This window comes from Paenibacillus apis, assembly GCF_018333295.1.
GTDB lineage: Bacteria > Bacillota > Bacilli > Paenibacillales > Paenibacillaceae > Fontibacillus > Fontibacillus antibioticophila.
Map to the genome: position 1 here is coordinate 377987 of NZ_BORS01000001.1, position 16100 is coordinate 394086.

The following is a 16100-nucleotide window of genomic DNA, read 5'->3' on the forward strand; positions in this document are numbered from 1 at the left end:
TTGTCCACTGGAAGGTGTGTGATGGGATGTCCGACAACAACAAACTAACAACAGGGATACTGATTTTAGCTGCGGGGATCATCATCCTGCTCGGTAAGCTTGGTGTATTCGGCTTTCTCGGGAGAGCGTTCTGGCCGCTCCTGTTATTGATCCCTGGGCTGTTACTCCACATGCTATATTTTTGGCGGAAAGGACCAGCGGAATTGCTCGTCCCGGGAGCCATGCTGGTGCTTTACAGCGTTATGTTTTTTATCGCCATTATCTGGGGCTGGCAGACGATGAAGCATATCTGGCCTGGATTCATTCTCGGAATCGCGGCCGGGCTGTATGAATACTTATTGCTGTCGGGCACGCGCCATAACGGATTATGGATCGTCACCTTGATTCTGACCGCTGTTTCACTTGTTTTGTTCGGGTTCACTTTGTTCTCGATGGCATTTATCTACTTGCTTGCCATCTTGATGATTGTCGCGGGAATTTGGCTGATTGCTGCACGCGGACGCAGGAATACCCGCCGAAGTTGGTGAAGTTTGTAAAGTTATTGAATTTTTCATGGATTTGCGTATAATATAAGGGATATGTCCAAGCGTCGGTTATGTCAAATTACCGGCGCTTGTTTTAATGGTGCTTCAGGCTGAGATTAGCTGTTTTCAGTAAACACATATAGAGACGAAAGGATTTGGAGAAAAGACCATGCATGAAAGAACAATCATTCGCAATATCGCTATTATTGCTCACGTAGACCACGGCAAGACAACACTTGTAGACAAACTGCTTCAACAATCCGGAATCTTCCGCGAAAATGAAGCCTTGCAGGAGCGCGCAATGGATTCCAACGATCTGGAGCGTGAACGTGGGATTACCATTTTGGCTAAAAACACAGCGATCACTTACAAGGATTACCTGATTAACATCGTGGATACTCCGGGACACGCCGATTTTGGCGGAGAGGTAGAGCGGATCATGAAAATGGTGGATGGCGTGTTGCTTGTGGTTGACGCCTATGAAGGCTGCATGCCGCAAACCAAATTCGTACTCCGCAAAGCACTTGAGCATCAACTTACCCCGATTGTTGTAGTGAACAAAATCGACCGCCCTGCAGCACGTCCGGCAGAAGTTATCGATGAAGTACTTGATTTGTTCATCGAGCTGGAAGCAAATGACGAGCAGTTGGAATTCCCGGTTGTCTACGCCTCCGCATTGAACGGAACCTCCAGTCTGGATCCTGAGAAACAGGATGACAATATGCTTGCTCTCTATGAGACCATTATTGAAAAAATCCCCGCACCTACTGAAACCGTAGAGGAACCTCTGCAATTTCTTGTGACCTTGATGGATTATAATGAATATCTGGGACGGATTGCGATCGGACGTGTGAATCGCGGTGTGATCCGTCAAGGACAGCCTGTCACTGTAATGACGCGCGAAGGCGGCAAGAAGTCTGCGCGCATCGAGAAGTTATTCGGCTTCCAGGGCCTCCGCCGTGTAGAAACCGAAGAAGCTGGTGCCGGGGATATTGTGGCCATCGCCGGGATCAAGGACATTAATATCGGTGAGACGATTGCCGACCCGAATCACCCTGAAGCATTGCCGGTGCTAAAGATTGATGAGCCGACCCTGCAAATGACCTTCCTCGTAAATAATAGTCCGTTTGCTGGCCGGGAAGGGAAATGGGTCACCTCCCGCAAGCTTCGTGAGCGGTTGTTAAAGGAATTGGAGACGGACGTGTCGCTTCGTGTGGATGAAACCGATAGCCCGGATGCCTTCATTGTATCGGGACGCGGAGAGCTTCATTTGGGTATTCTGATTGAGAATATGCGCCGTGAAGGCTATGAGCTGCAAGTGTCGAAGCCTGAAGTAATTATCAAGGAAATTGATGGTGTCAAGATGGAACCGATCGAACGTCTGCTGATTGATGTCCCAGAAGAAAGCATGGGCGCTGTTATGGAGAGTCTCGGAACACGCAAAGCCGAGATGGTGAACATGATTAATAACGGAACAGGTCAGGTGCGTCTTGAGTTTCTGATTCCTGCGCGTGGCTTGATCGGATATGCGACACATTTTCTTACACTGACACGGGGTTATGGAGTCATGAATCATGCCTTTGACAGCTATGGACCTCGAGTTGGCGGGCAGGTTGGCGGACGTCATGAAGGGGTTCTGGTATCTAGCGAAAATGGGGTATCGACGCTTTACGGGATACTTTCGATCGAAGACCGGGGCACCTTGTTCCTGGAACCGGGGGTCGAGATTTATGAAGGGATGATCGTCGGCGAGCATACAAGAGATAACGATATTGTTGTGAATATCTGTAAGGAGAAGCAGGTAACCAATATTCGTTCCGCAACGAAGGACGATACCGTGAAGATGAAGACGCCTCGTCTGTTCTCGCTGGAACAGGCGCTGGAATATTTGAATGATGATGAATATTGCGAGATTACGCCGAAGTCTATTCGCCTGAGAAAGAAAATTTTGAACAAGAGCGAACGGGAACGTGCCGAAAAACATCGCAAAATGGCAGAAGCCAATCTATAATAGAAATATAAGCAAGTGCGAGAAGGAGGGAATCCGCTATGCAAGCTTGGCTGGCGCAAAATCCGGTAATATCGTATATTCTTATTTTTGTGTTGGTGGCTTTCGTATACAACAAGGTCTTTCGGGCACAGCAAAAGCTTCCATTGCTTAAAGAAATCGTGCTGTATGTGATCATGGCAATCGGTTCATTCCTTCTGCTCATTTTTCAAATCGACAAACTGCCGATTATTCAGTGCTTGTTAGTAGCGGTTATCCTGATGCTGATGGTTCGAATCCGCTATTTTGTAGAGGGCCGGCGCAAGCGGAAGGAATCCCTTTCGTCAACAGCTGTGAGCAAGCAAGACTAATGCTTGTCTGTCTGTGGTACATGCTGTAACCTTGCAGGCTTCTGCAACGTTCTTATTCATGTGACATAATCCAGATGAAATTAGGTGTTGAGGTTCATGAGTTCTTCCAACAGCGGCTTGCCTCCTCGGGGGCAAAGCCAAAGAAATGCTCCTGCTAATAAAGCTTCCAAATCGAAAAAGCGAAAGAAATCAGCAGGAAAAACATTTCTGAAGATATTTCTAAGCATCATCATCGTGGCTATAATTGGTGTGGGCGCCTATATTGGTTATTTGTACCTTACGCTGGACAAGGTTATTGAAGACACAGGCAGTGACGTCGAGGTGGCTCCTGAAGAATCTGCCAAGGTCAAACCGATCACAATGCTCTTGTTAGGGACGGATTACAGGCCCGAGACAGGGACACATCTGAGCGATGTCATTATGATCATTGCGATGAATCCCGACACGAAATCTGCCACCGTAGTATCTTTACCGCGGGATACGCGTTTCTCGATGGATGGATACAAGACAAACAAGCTTAATGCATTCTATCCGAATTTCCTGGTTGCCGAGAAGAAATCGGGAATTTCAGCCGAGGATGAAATGAAGACGATGCTTGGGAAATATATGGATATACCGATAGACTATGTTACCGTATTGAACTTCCAGGGATTCAGGGACATTGTAGATGCGCTTGGCGGTGTTGATGTGAATGTGGATGCAGACATGTGCTATCGCGATACGGCTGACGGTACGGATATTAATCTGAAGAAGGGTCCCCAGCATCTAAACGGGGAGGATGCCCTTGGATATGTTCGTTACCGGAAGACCTCCTCCAATTGTAAGCCGAGAACGAAGGCGTCAGATGATTTCTCGCGTAACAAGCGCCAGAATGAAGTGCTTCACGGCTTGATTGAACAGGCCAAATCCTTAAATGGTGTACTTGGGGCCGGGAAAGTAATTGAGGCTGTCGGAGATAATCTGGAGACAGATCTAGAATCCCAACAGATGAAGAATATGATCTCTGCCTACTGGAGCATCTCCAAGGAGGATGTGGATTTCATGCCGGTGACCGGCGAGTGGAAGAGTCCTTACGTTTACCTTAATGATTCGGAGCTGGAGCAAGCCAAACTGGCGCTCAAAAACGAGCTTGCCGGAACCAAGCAGCCAGAGCCTAATACCCCAACGGAGGAAACGGCAGGCGAGTGACGATTGAAGGCAAGTTTTTGAACATGGTATAATACAATTAATTAATCCAGTGATCATGTAATGGAGGGCTGGCTGTATGTCTGAACTTGTGACCCAATTATCAGAGGCTTTATTCGAAACCTTTCAGTCTGAGACCTTCGTTTTGCTAAGCACGGTTGATCAGGAGTCCGGCGGACCGACATCCAGCGCGATCTCCTGGATCTATGCGCAGGATCATTACACCCTTCGCTTTGCATTGGATCATCGTTCAAGACTTGTCAACAACATCAAGCTTCAGCCAAGAGTTACAATTACGGTATTCGGCGAAGATACGATCTACGCCATTAATGGAACGGCTGTGACGGTCCAGGATCCCCTTGAGGGGGTTCCGTTTAAAATGTGCTGCTTCGATCTGAAGATCGATGCGGTGCGCAATGCGCTTTTCTACGGAGCGCAGCTTGCTTCTGCGCCGGCTTATGCCAAGGTGTATGACCAGCGTGCAGCAGAGCTGTTGGACAATCAAGTATTTGTAGCCATGAAAAAAGCCTAGCGATTTATTCGCCGGGCTTTTTATTTTGGGACATTCTGTCAGCCTCGCGGCTGCTCGGTTAAATGCTCAGAGCCTTGATTGTTCCCGCCGGGTGCAATTTCCATGCTATCATTCTTTTGATTGCCGGTCTGATCCTTGGTGCGAGGGACCGTATCACTTGGGAGCTGAGGAACGATTCTTCCGATCATATCGGCCAGCTCGGTTGCAAAGCCGGATACAGGATGCCCTTCCCTGATTTTGTTGCCTATCTCGACAAGACGCTGATTGATGTCGATATCTGCAGTTACCACAGCGCCTGCACCCTGCGGGTCTTTACGCAGCGCTTCGGCCACTGAATATTTGATGCTGCCGACACGTGCCCGCTCCAGCTTAGCATCGACATCAATACCGACGATTGCGGTCTTTCCCATAATGATGCAATGGGCTCCGTTAACTCCGGGAACACGCTGAGCCAGTTCTTCCAGATGAATCTGTCTCTGCTCTGCAGTCATGGTGCCCCCTGTATTCATTTGCTCGACATTCTCTGTGGTACTCTGGGTCCTAAAACCATCCGTGTTGTTTTGATCCTGTGGAGAGGGTGATGCCGTTCTAGAATTGGTTCCGCAGCCTGCAAGCAGTAAAATCGTCATTCCTAAACACAGCCATATTCGCATGTGGGGTGTTCATCCTTTCGATCGGGATTTGGCTTCATTTTTCCCGAATGGAAGAAAACTATGTATGTGAATTAGAGGCTGCAAGATGTTTGTGGAGGGGATAGCCATGAAAAAAATCTTTGTTCTCGATACCAATGTTCTATTGCATGATCCGACTGCCTTATTCGCATTTGATGAACACGAGGTTATCATACCGGCGATTGTGCTTGAAGAGATTGATTCCAAGAAACGAAATGCAGAGGAGATCGGGCGCAACGCCCGCAGAGTGTCGAGGCTGCTTGACGGATTAAGGGATCGGGGACATCTTCATGACGGGGTCCTTCTTGAGCATGGAGGTACGCTTAAGGTGGAACTCAACCATCGCAGCTTCCTCAAGGTTCAGGAGATGTTTGGTGAGATATCGAACGACAACCGGATTTTGGCGGTAGCCTTGAATTACCATCTGGAGCAGGCAGAGCTGGAGCAGCCGGCTTCGGTTATTCTGGTAAGCAAGGATGTGCTGGTTCGGGTAAAAGCCGATGTGCTTGGTCTGGCTGCCGAGGATTACTTGTCTGATCGGACAGCGGGACTGGATGAACTGTATCCGGGTTATGTCACCATCCGAGTGCACCCTTCCGTGATTGATGAGTTTTACAGCTACCGCAGCCTGGCGATTAAGCCTCTTGGGCTGTCCTATTCGCTGAATCCGAACGAATTTGTAATTCTGAAGGATGAGATGGGTACAGGGAAGTCAGCGCTACTGCGGGTGAACAAGGAAGCTACGCGGCTGGAGCCGCTCTTTCTCAGCAATGATCCGGTATGGGGAATCAGTGCACGGAATGCTCAGCAGAGAATGGCGCTGGAATTATTACTGAATGATGATATTCCACTGGTCACAATCACGGGCAAGGCAGGGACCGGAAAGACGCTCCTTGCGCTTGCAGCGGGCTTGATGAAGGTGGAGGATGACCATAAATACAAGAAGCTGCTCATTGCCCGTCCGGTAGTGCCTATGGGGAAGGATATCGGTTATCTGCCGGGAGAAAAGGAGGAGAAGCTTCGTCCGTGGATGCAGCCCATCTACGATAATCTGGAGTATCTATTCGATACCAAAAAATCTGGCGATATTGACAAAATACTTATGGGTCTTGGGAGTATCCAGGTTGAAGCGCTAACCTATATTCGAGGCAGATCGATCCCTGGCCAGTTTATTATTATTGATGAAGCGCAAAATTTGACCCGGCATGAGGTGAAGACGATCGTCTCTCGGGTAGGAGAAGGGAGCAAGATCATTCTAATGGGGGATCCGGAACAGATTGATCATCCTTATCTGGATTCTGCGAGCAATGGTCTGACCTATCTGGTCGAACGCTTCAAGGAAGAGGGAATAAGTGGACATATTACCTTGGAAAAGGGGGAAAGATCCAAACTGGCACAGGTAGCCGCCGATCTGTTGTAGCTTCCTGAGCTCGAGTAAACAAGCTGCCTTGACGGGAATCACTTCCGAAAAGGCAGCTTTTTGTTGTGATTTGTAAGGACAAGCAAGGGGAAAGTTGTTACAATAGGGAAAGGGTTATCATCCGGAGAGGAAGAACTGGTGTGAAGCGAAAAAACCATTGGGTCCTTTTTGCCATCCTTTTGCTTGCCTTGATCAACTTATCACCCAGCAATACAGCAACTCCTCCTCGCTCTGATCGGACGGGGGAGTTCGAGCCTGCCCAGCCGAAAGTGCTGGAGACAGAGCAGGAGCCAAAGTTATTAAAGGTAGCCGTTCAAATGACAGAGTCGGAATTCTCCAGACTCCAGCAAATGAACAGTAAAATTTCAGAAGAGCTTAGTATGGATGTGGAATTGACGAATTTCCCGTATGATTCGGATTATACTTCACTTCAAAACGAGCTAAGACTTGGTGAAGCGCCGGATGTACTGCTTCTTAATAATATCTGGGTTCGCCGATTCGCAGCAGAAGGCTATTTGTCACCAACCGAAAGCTATTACACAGGGTCATTAACCGGGGAATTATTAACCGCTTCTCTGGCCCCTGGGGAATGGAATGGTTACATGTGGTCCGTTCCAATGGATGCGGATACATATGTATGGATGATCCAAAAGGATCGTGTACAGGATGCTGGCTTGTCGATGCCTAAGCACGCAAACGACTGGATGCAGCTGATCTCAGCCTATGAAGAGAAACAAGGGATACCCTATTTGTTTGCACTTGATTTTACTGATCCTTATGCCGTGCTCTCCCTGTTGTGGCAATTGTCCGGCAATGACGAGGACGACAAGTCCTGCGGAGCTTTTTTGCCGGATGATGCAATGGAGCGAGCGGTACTTTCTATCGAAGGGATACGTCATCTGCTTCTCAACCTGGAGGGTACGGAGCTGAAAGAGCTGTCCTCCAGTCTGAATGAGGGGAAGGCCATGTTTGCCCTGGTTCGTTGGAGTGAAGTTGCCAGCCGCATGGATGCGGGGATGGAAATTTTGTATCCGAACCTTGATGATCCGGCAGCAGGATGGATGTGGATTGATGGACGGAGTTATGTCGTATCAGCCCAATCAGCCAATAAAGATGCGGCCGGGCAATGGATTGCAGCTATGACTGACCAGTTTGAGCAGCGGCAATGGTATGAAGGAACCGGCAAACTGCCGGTCCTCAAGACTATATATTATCAATCGACTCGCGGAGGCCTGCCGTCCTGGATTCCTGCATCATTTGTTAATAATTCGGGGGTAATCCCCGCAGATACCGGATTTCCGGAATGGCTGCAGCATTTTTCGAAGATTGCTGCGCCGTTTCTTGCAGATGGGAAGGATAGGCACACCTTTCTCATGGAGTGGAAGGCTGAGCTATAAACCCAATTTTAATTTGACCTTCAAGGTTCCTTCGCTGATCGCCGCTTCGGTGGCTTCAACGAACGGAACTATTTTTTTGGGATAAAATCCGAGGTCAAAGTCCTGTTCCAGTTCATTGCGCGTGGTGTCAGGAAGCTCCAGACCGTTAAAAATCAGCCGTTCAACATGGAATTTGATACAATTTTCGGGATCATTCACTACCGAGTAACTTCCTTCAAGCTGAAGCTCCAGCGAATCGCGCTTTCCCTTGGCGATAATGAGCCCGTTCTCAAATTGAAAGGACATATCCTTTAACAATTCGCTCTTTCCGTGCAGGAAGCTGTTTAAGTCCTCTTCACGGACAATCAAGGTGTAACCGCTTCTGTCCGAAGTGAGGCTTTCTTTATGCTCCTGTAAGAAGTCCGGGAAATCCGCCATCGCAGAAGCGAGTTCCCGAAAGTAACGACGAACCTCGTACAAGCCGACATTCTCCCAATACATCCCTAGCTCGCGGATAAGTGCAGCCAGCTTCTCCGGGTCGCTGCTGGCACTCAGGACGCCCTGGACGCTATTTTGCAGTTCAGAGATTCGGGCCCTCTGTTTAAGCAAATTTTCCTTCATCCCTGCGAGCTCGACGGACAAATTGTCTATTTTCTTCTTTGTTGCCTTGATTCCGGCATACTCTGATTTATAGGCATCGAGGACATCGCGATCCCGCTCCGCGATGATCTGGTAGTAATCCATAACTGCAAAGAAGTCCTTCAAGCTGTTCACTGACAATATGGCGGCCATCAAGGATTCGCGTTCCCCCATATAATAGGCGGCGAGACGTTTTCCGGCCTGCTCACGGCTTCGATGGATCTGTTCGTTTTTCCGCTCGAGCTCCAGTTGCAATTGCTCTGCGGTTCGATGCGCTTCCTCTTGCTGGACCTCGATTCTGGCAATCTCTCTGTCAAGCTCGATAATAGACAGACTGTCCTGTAAAATACGGAGCTCTTCATCGGACATCGCAGCAGCATGGACACGGTGTGGCTGCAGAAGATTAAACAGCAGCAAGGCTGCGAGAAAAATAGCCATAATGTTTCTGTTCAACTCCCGATCAGCCCCCTTTTGTCATAAACTGCTTGTTCATATATATGATAACAGGAAGTTAATTATCAGTCCTCTTCATTCCGGATAAATGCAAAAAAAAGACGCTGGCGAATTAACCAAACGTCTAAAGTATTTGCACACTTGCAATTAGAGGGGAAGACCCATCTGAAAGATCGTCCAGTAACTAAAACCGGTAAAAGTAACAATCATATATCCCCAAAACAAAAGAATATAGGTTCTCTCCGTAAATTTCAAGTAACCGAACAGTACGAAAAAGGCGGTCTGCAAAAAGAATAACAGTGCCATTTCAATGAGGTTTCCCGCAAAAGCCATTAACCCGATTGCCAGGGTAAAGAACCCGAGAACACGGAACATGCGAGCCAAGAACATTGCCCCCTTTCCTATGTATAACGTAACCGTTTACTATTTCTCATTATACCCTCAACAATATAAAGTGTAAATGAAAAGACACAAATTGCGCTTGAATTCATTATCTAACTGTGATTTTTGTTCTTGTTCATTTTGTGGTTCTGAATGTTTATTTCTTGTTCAAGCTTTCAAAGGTATGGAGAAGGTTTATTTTGGAAATACATTTTAGTATCAAATAGATTCTATGAACTCTATGAGAGGCATAGTAATGGAGTAAGCAGTTTTTACAGTGATATCAGGAAGTCGTTGGGAGGTTTTTATAGCATGGCAGCAGTCAGACAAGACGCATGGAGTGCTGAAGATGATTTGATTCTGGCAGAGGTAACACTGCGCCACATTCGGGAGGGCAGCACTCAACTTACCGCTTTTGAGGAAGTCGGTGAGCGAATTGGCAGAACAGCGGCAGCTTGCGGTTTTCGGTGGAACAGCTGTGTCCGCAAAAAATACGAAGCTGCAATAGGGATCGCGAAAGCACAACGGCAGAAGCGGAACTATATGAAGAAGCAGGGGGTTCTCTCGGGGAATCCGGCAATTTCGTCACTGGCTCAGGCGGAAGTAGAAGATGCAGGAAGCTATAAGGGAGAAGGCGTTAGTGAAGAGACGATCTCCATTGATGCTGTAATCCGTTTCCTGCGCGGATGGAAGAACACGATTGTTGAAAGTAATCGTCATATGAAATCCTTGGAGAAAGAGCTCCGGGAAAAAGAAGAACAGCTCGCCAGGCTGCGTGTCGAGAATGAGCATTTGAATGCTCAGGTGAGCGAGGTTCAGACCGATTACCGGGTTGTAAACGATGATTACAAGGCGCTGATTCAGATTATGGATCGTGCCAGAAGGCTGGCCTTCCTTAATGAAGAAGATGAAGAGCTGAAGAAGCGATTCAAGATGGATGCCAACGGAAATCTGGAACGGATTGAATGAGGTTATCTGACAAAAGGAGCTGCCCTGTTGGGCAGTTCTTTTTTGTATTCCTCGGAAGGCTTTGGTATAAAGAAAGAAGCAAGCGTGAAAGAGGAGAATAAAGAATGAACATACATATTGTAGGCGCAGGAGCTATTGGTTTGCTCTATGGAGGGTATCTGGCCAAAGCAGGGGAGAAAATTACCTTCTGGACGCGTAAGGAAGCTCAAAGAAAATTGCTGCTTGAGCAAGGCATCTATATTGAAGAAGCCGATGGAAATACAGTAAGAATTGAGGCGGGACATTGGACTGCACGTGTCTTGAAGCAAAGTGAATGTGATGAACATGCTGCTGCGCAGCGGGAGGCGCCTGAGTGGATTCTGATTGCGGTGAAGCAGAGCCATTTAGAGGAGGAGATGATATCAGCCTTATCACACATCGCCGGTCCGGACACCCGAATTGCCTGTCTGCAAAATGGTATCGGCCACATCGATAAAATATCTCGCAGGCTTGACGGAAGGTCCGTGTATACGATCATTACAACCGAAGGCTCCACAAGACTGGCGGATAATGGAGTCCGCAGGGCTGGACTGGGAGAGAGCAGGCTTGGAATATCTAAAGTCCAGGCCAGCAGTAGCCTTGATGCACTTCATGATAAAGCAACTGAAACTTTGCTGAATACACTTAGAAAGGCAGGATTTCCAACATTTTTGTCGAATGACATCGATAAGGATATCTACCGCAAATTATTGATTAATTCGGTGATTAATCCGCTTACCGCAATTCTGCGTGTTCCAAACGGTGATTTGCTTGTGAGTGAGGAACGCATGACGATGGTCCGGATGTTATGTGCAGAAGCGGAGCGAGCCTATAAAGCTTGCGGTATTTCGCTGGATGATGATGCATTCGAATTAGTAGCAAGCGTATGCCGGTCTACCTCGACGAATACATCCTCCATGCTGGGAGATGTTCTTCATCATCGCGCAACGGAAATCGATGCGATTAACGGACAGTTGGTTGGATTGGCTGAGTCAGTTGGAATCGACCTTCCGATGCATAGAATGCTATGGCTCCTGGTTAAGTCCTTGCATCCTTGACAGCCATATAAAATTATTACGCTATCCTTAATTATACGCAGCACCCAAATTTTCGAGGAGGTGTGAACACTTGGATATTATTTTCACATCAGTTACCGTGCTGTCTATCATTCCATTCGTTCCTTTTGTATTAGTCTATCTGGTAAGCTTCTATTTTGCGAATAAAGACCAGAAAGCCGCAATCAAGCTTGCTATGGATGTAAGTACGTTTTTCTTGATTCTCTCTGTCTCGGCCTTGTTCAATATAGTGTTTTCTTCAAGCTCCGGATTTTATTTGATCCTGCTGGTGATCCTTATTGCTACGGGCTTAATTGGAGGGGCGCAGACGCGCATGAAGGGAAAGGTCAACATCCGCAAGCTGGTTCGCGTGGTTTGGAGACTGACGTTCGCTGGCACCGGGGTTCTTTATATCGTGCTTTTCCTGATCAGCTTTTTTACATACATTACGACCGCTTAGTACAAAATAGATCCTGCTGATGATGATGAGCATAATCCTACATAATAATATGACATGATTCGTTAATTGTTAAGAAAATGAAAAGTCAATATTGTATAATAGACAATTTTGTTGACGAATTGATGTGTTTTATCAAAATTAGATTAACTTTCTGAAAATTTATGTTGGATTTTTTTGACCGCTGGTTGTATAATCTAAAAACATATACCACACTATTTTTTTTAAGGGGGATCTTGCAAGATGAAGAAGAGTAAGAGTCTTTTGCTTCTTTTGACGCTTGTTCTCGCGGTAGGTACGCTGCTCTCTGCATGCGGATCGAACGACAAGAACAACACGGCGTCAAATAGTGGCAACGGTGGAAACACCGCAACTTCGAACAATGATACTGCAAACAGCGGTGATGAAACGCTGGCAGCAGATCAAACACTGAGAATCAACCTGAGCTCCGAGCCGCCAACATTTGACCCGGCTCAAGCCCAAGACAGCCAAGCCAACACGGTGCTGAAGCTGATGTACGAAGGTTTGACTCGCATGGATGAAGCTGGCGAAGCTCAACCGGCTGCCGCTGAATCCTGGGAAATCGACGGAACCAAGTATACGTTCCATCTTCGTGAAGGAGCAACTTGGAGCAATGGCGATCCTGTAACAGCAAATGATTTCGTATTTGCTTGGGAACGTGTTCTGAGTCCTGAAACGTTGCCTGCTCCTCCATATGCTTACCAATTGTATTACCTTAAAAATGCGCAAGAGTTTAATGAAGGGAAAATTACAGACTTCTCCCAAGTGGGTGTGAAAGCTGTAGACGAACATACCTTGGAAGTAGAACTCGTAACACCAACTCCATACTTCCTGGGTCTGACTTCCTTCTATACATTCTATCCAGTTCATCAATCCGTTAAGGATGACCAAGCTTGGGCGGTAGACGCCAACAAGATGATCACAAATGGCGCTTTCACTTTGACGACTTGGGCGAAAGGCCAGTCGATCGAAGTAACCAAGAGTGATTCTTACTGGGGTAAAGATGAGATCAAGCTGAATAAAGTAACAATGTCGCTTGTAAACAGCGGCGCTACTGAGCTTGCTTCTTACAGAAACGGCGAATTGGATCGTGCCGGACATCCGAACGGCGAAATTCCAACCGACCAAATTCCGATTGTTCAGCAAGAGCTGAAAGATGAAGTTGAAATCAAGGGGACTGCATCTACTTACTACTATGAATTCAACGTAACTGCAGAACCATTCGATAACGTTAATATCCGTAGAGCGTTTGCAATGGCTATCGATCGTCAAGCGATCGTAGATAAAGTTACCTTGGGCGGACAACTCCCGGCTTATGGCTATGTCCCTCCTGGTATCAAAGGTGTGAACGATGAGTTCCGTAACGAAGTAGACGATAAAGCTTACTTCAAGGAAGACTATGAAGAAGCCAAGAAATTGCTTGAGCAAGGCATGCAAGAAAAAGGCTATACACAACTGCCGGAGATCACTTTAATGTACAATACAAGCGAAGGCCACAAGAAAATCGCTTTGGCTGTAGCTGACATGTGGAAGAAGAACCTGGGTGTTGACGTGAAGCTGGAAAACCAAGAATGGGCTGTGTTCCTTGAAAACCGTCAAAGCCTGAACTACCAAGTCGCTCGCGCAGGTTGGAGTGCGGACTATAACGATCCAATGACCTTCCTCGATATGTGGGTAACTGGCGGCGGTAACAATGATTCCGGTTATGCTAATGCCGATTACGATGCTTTGATCAACCAAGCGAAGAGCACGGATGATGCTGCTGCGCGTAACGAGGCATTCAAAAAGGCTGAGGAAAACCTGATCAAGGACAACCAAGTTCTGTTGCCGATCTACTACTATACAAGTGTTTCCGTATCTAAACCTTATCTGAAAGGCGTAATACTTGACTTTAGCGGTGCGGTTGACTACTCTCGCGCCTACCTGCTGGAACATTAATCCAAGTACGCTTGGAAATTGCATAGTTTCATCGGGATATATATGTGATTATCCGTATATATCCCGATTTTTTTGTGCGTATCTACAATAGGTTATTAATCGAGCTTGAAGCTTGAGGATATTGTATCCAATAGACAAAAGCTCTTAATTGTCTTAAAATCTTAATGTCGAATTTTATCAAAAGGAGGTGCTAACGGGCATGGTACGTTATATAGCCAATAAGTTATTTTACATGTTGGTTTCGTTGTTCATTCTGATCTCGGCCACCTTCTTTCTGATGAAAGCCATTCCAGGCGACCCTTTCACGTCGGAGAAAAAGGTCCCAGACCAGATTAGGGAACGCTTGTATGAGCAATATGGATTCGACAAGCCCGTCTATCAGCAGTATTTCAAGTATTTAGGTGACATCGTGCAAGGTGACTTCGGAATTTCGATGAAGAAGATCAATCATGAGGTTGCTGATATTATTACCGGTTCTTTTGCTCCATCCTTGAAGCTTGGACTTGTGGCTATTATTGTGGCGGTTATCGTAGGTGTTACCCTAGGGATGCTGGCAGCGCTATATCATCGAAAGCTGCTGGATAATATAGCCATGGTCTTAGCTGTGCTGGGGATTGCGGTCCCAAGCTTTGTTATTGCAACACTACTACAGTATGTTTTTGCTTCCAAGCTCCATTGGTTGCCTACCATGGGCTTTAAAGGCCCGATTTATTATTTCCTTCCGGTGGCGGCGTTAACTGCTCAACCGATTGCATTTATCGCACGGCTTACCCGCTCCAGCATGCTTGAGGTTTTGCATGCGGATTATATCAAGACGGCAAAGGCCAAAGGTCTTAACTGGATTGCCATTTTGTTTAGACACGTCATTCGCAACGGCATTATGCCTGTTGTTACTTATCTGGGACCAATGACGGCGAACATTGTAACTGGTTCTGTCGTTATCGAACAGATCTTCGGTATCGGCGGCATCGGGAAGCAGTTTGTTGATGCCATTAGCGGCCGGGATTACCCGGTGATTATGGGGATTACCATTTTTTACGGCGCCCTGCTGATGATTGCCCGGTTCTTGACTGATATTGCTTATGTATTTGTGGATCCGAGAATTAAACTTTCCAAAGGAAAGGAGGGCTAGAAGTGGATAGCAATCAAGTTCAAGTTATGAATTCTCCGGTTGAGCTTAAGCCAGATGACTTCAGAAAGATAGGTACAGACGAAAAACAAGCAGAAGTGATTCAGCGCGAAAGTATTTCCGCTTTGCGAGATGCATGGCAGCGCTTGTGTGCTAACAAACTGGCTATGACAGCCTTATGGGTGCTTGCATTTATAGTGGTTGCATCAGTTCTTGGTCCTCTCATTTCGGGGTGGGTTCACGGCTATGACTACTATTCAAATGATCTGCTTGCTACAAATGAAAGCCCCTCATTGACGCACTGGTTTGGCACAGACGATCTGGGACGGGACATGTTTGTCCGTACTTGGAGAGGTGCTCAGATCTCACTGTTTGTAGGTCTGGTTGCTGCTTGTATTGACCTGATTATCGGTGTCATTTATGGCGGAACCATGGGCTACTTCGGCGGCCGCGTCGATGAGATTATGAATAAATTTTCGGAAATTTTGTACGCGATTCCTTACCTTCTGGTCACAATCCTGCTGCTGGTTGTACTTGAGCCGAGCTTGGGGACCATTATTCTTGCGCTCACGATTACAGGCTGGATCAACATGTCCTGGATAGTGCGCGGTGAAATCATGCAATTAAAAAATCGTGAGTTCGTGCTTGCATCCCGCTCGATGGGAGCCGGGTCTGGACGTCTCTTGTTCAAGCATTTGTTGCCGAATGCAGTAGGGCCGATTATCGTTACAGTTACACTGTCGGTTCCGAATGCAATCTTCGCGGAGGCCTTCCTGAGCTTCTTGGGATTGGGTGTACAAGCTCCGGTTGCTTCGCTGGGTTCGATGATCAATGATGCCTTGACCGGCTGGTTGTACTACCCTTGGCGGATGATGTTCCCGGCCGCGGTAATCAGCTTGACCATGCTGGCATTTAACATTTTTGGCGATGGTCTTCGCGACGCGCTGGATCCTAAACTGAAGAAATAGGAGGTG

General features: G+C 47.1%; 16 protein-coding genes. 13 read left to right on the top strand and 3 right to left on the bottom strand.

Going from position 1 to position 16100, the window contains the following annotated elements; all coding sequences use genetic code 11:
• Nucleotides 1–26 precede the first annotated feature (26 nt).
• The 5 genes from KI362_RS01620 to KI362_RS01640 all read left to right on the top strand — a co-directional run bounded on the left by KI362_RS01620 (nucleotide 27) and on the right by KI362_RS01640 (nucleotide 4599).
• The gene (locus KI362_RS01620) at nucleotides 27–527 is read left to right on the top strand and encodes a hypothetical protein (protein ID WP_301624375.1); all 501 of its coding nucleotides are present in this window, start codon (nucleotides 27–29) and stop codon (nucleotides 525–527) included.
• Nucleotides 528–693: 166 nt separating this feature from the next.
• Nucleotides 694–2535: a translational GTPase TypA gene (gene typA / locus KI362_RS01625; protein WP_301624376.1), complete on the top strand. Its 1842-nt coding sequence runs from the start codon at nucleotides 694–696 to the stop codon at nucleotides 2533–2535.
• Nucleotides 2536–2573: 38 nt separating this feature from the next.
• Complete coding sequence (locus KI362_RS01630; protein WP_044479304.1) at nucleotides 2574–2882, top strand: YlaH-like family protein; 309 nt, start codon at nucleotides 2574–2576, stop codon at nucleotides 2880–2882.
• A 96-nt stretch (nucleotides 2883–2978) separates the two neighbouring features.
• Nucleotides 2979–4070 carry an LCP family protein gene (locus KI362_RS01635; RefSeq protein ID WP_301624377.1) on the top strand — a complete coding sequence of 364 codons (1092 nt, stop codon included), beginning with the start codon at nucleotides 2979–2981 and terminating at the stop codon, nucleotides 4068–4070.
• A gap of 76 nt (nucleotides 4071–4146) precedes the next feature.
• A complete protein-coding gene (locus KI362_RS01640; RefSeq protein WP_301624378.1) occupies nucleotides 4147–4599 on the top strand; it encodes a pyridoxamine 5'-phosphate oxidase family protein in 453 nt (150 codons plus the stop codon).
• A 38-nt stretch (nucleotides 4600–4637) separates the two neighbouring features.
• On the opposite strand, the gene KI362_RS01645 is transcribed toward KI362_RS01640, so the two are convergent.
• Nucleotides 4638–5252 (bottom strand): YhcN/YlaJ family sporulation lipoprotein, encoded by a 615-nt coding sequence (locus tag KI362_RS01645; RefSeq protein ID WP_301624379.1) that lies wholly within the window; start codon nucleotides 5250–5252, stop codon nucleotides 4638–4640.
• Nucleotides 5253–5358: 106 nt separating this feature from the next.
• Between KI362_RS01645 and KI362_RS01650 the strand changes: the two genes are divergently transcribed.
• Together KI362_RS01650 and KI362_RS01655 are read left to right on the top strand one after the other, a co-directional pair.
• The gene (locus KI362_RS01650; RefSeq protein ID WP_301624380.1) at nucleotides 5359–6690 is read left to right on the top strand and encodes a PhoH family protein; all 1332 of its coding nucleotides are present in this window, start codon (nucleotides 5359–5361) and stop codon (nucleotides 6688–6690) included.
• Between the two features lie 140 nt (nucleotides 6691–6830).
• Nucleotides 6831–8087 carry an ABC transporter substrate-binding protein gene (locus tag KI362_RS01655; RefSeq protein ID WP_301624381.1) on the top strand — a complete coding sequence of 419 codons (1257 nt, stop codon included), beginning with the start codon at nucleotides 6831–6833 and terminating at the stop codon, nucleotides 8085–8087.
• Here the strand turns inward: KI362_RS01655 and KI362_RS01660 are convergent.
• Together KI362_RS01660 and KI362_RS01665 are read right to left on the bottom strand one after the other, a co-directional pair.
• Nucleotides 8082–9158, bottom strand: coding sequence for a coiled-coil domain-containing protein (locus tag KI362_RS01660; RefSeq protein ID WP_301624382.1), 1077 nt, complete (start codon nucleotides 9156–9158; stop codon nucleotides 8082–8084). The genes KI362_RS01655 and KI362_RS01660 overlap by 6 nt on opposite strands.
• A 147-nt stretch (nucleotides 9159–9305) precedes the next feature.
• On the bottom strand, nucleotides 9306–9542 hold the full coding sequence (locus tag KI362_RS01665) for a DUF2626 family protein (RefSeq protein WP_301624383.1): 237 nt from the start codon (nucleotides 9540–9542) through the stop codon (nucleotides 9306–9308).
• Between the two features lie 309 nt (nucleotides 9543–9851).
• On the opposite strand from KI362_RS01665, the gene KI362_RS01670 reads away from it, so the two are divergent.
• The 6 genes from KI362_RS01670 to KI362_RS01695 all read left to right on the top strand — a co-directional run bounded on the left by KI362_RS01670 (nucleotide 9852) and on the right by KI362_RS01695 (nucleotide 16094).
• Nucleotides 9852–10508: an RsfA family transcriptional regulator gene (locus KI362_RS01670; RefSeq protein WP_044479297.1), complete on the top strand. Its 657-nt coding sequence runs from the start codon at nucleotides 9852–9854 to the stop codon at nucleotides 10506–10508.
• A 104-nt stretch (nucleotides 10509–10612) separates the two neighbouring features.
• Nucleotides 10613–11584, top strand: coding sequence for a ketopantoate reductase family protein (locus tag KI362_RS01675; protein WP_301624385.1), 972 nt, complete (start codon nucleotides 10613–10615; stop codon nucleotides 11582–11584).
• 70 nt (nucleotides 11585–11654) lie between these two features.
• Nucleotides 11655–12041 carry a DUF3397 domain-containing protein gene (locus KI362_RS01680; RefSeq protein WP_044479295.1) on the top strand — a complete coding sequence of 129 codons (387 nt, stop codon included), beginning with the start codon at nucleotides 11655–11657 and terminating at the stop codon, nucleotides 12039–12041.
• A gap of 240 nt (nucleotides 12042–12281) precedes the next feature.
• Nucleotides 12282–13997, top strand: a complete 1716-nt coding sequence (locus KI362_RS01685) for a peptide ABC transporter substrate-binding protein (RefSeq protein ID WP_301624387.1) — start codon at nucleotides 12282–12284, stop codon at nucleotides 13995–13997.
• Nucleotides 13998–14196: 199 nt separating this feature from the next.
• Complete coding sequence (locus tag KI362_RS01690; protein WP_044479293.1) at nucleotides 14197–15129, top strand: ABC transporter permease; 933 nt, start codon at nucleotides 14197–14199, stop codon at nucleotides 15127–15129.
• Between the two features lie 26 nt (nucleotides 15130–15155).
• Nucleotides 15156–16094: an ABC transporter permease gene (locus KI362_RS01695; RefSeq protein ID WP_187375158.1), complete on the top strand. Its 939-nt coding sequence runs from the start codon at nucleotides 15156–15158 to the stop codon at nucleotides 16092–16094.
• The last annotated feature ends 6 nt before the right edge of the window (nucleotides 16095–16100 follow it).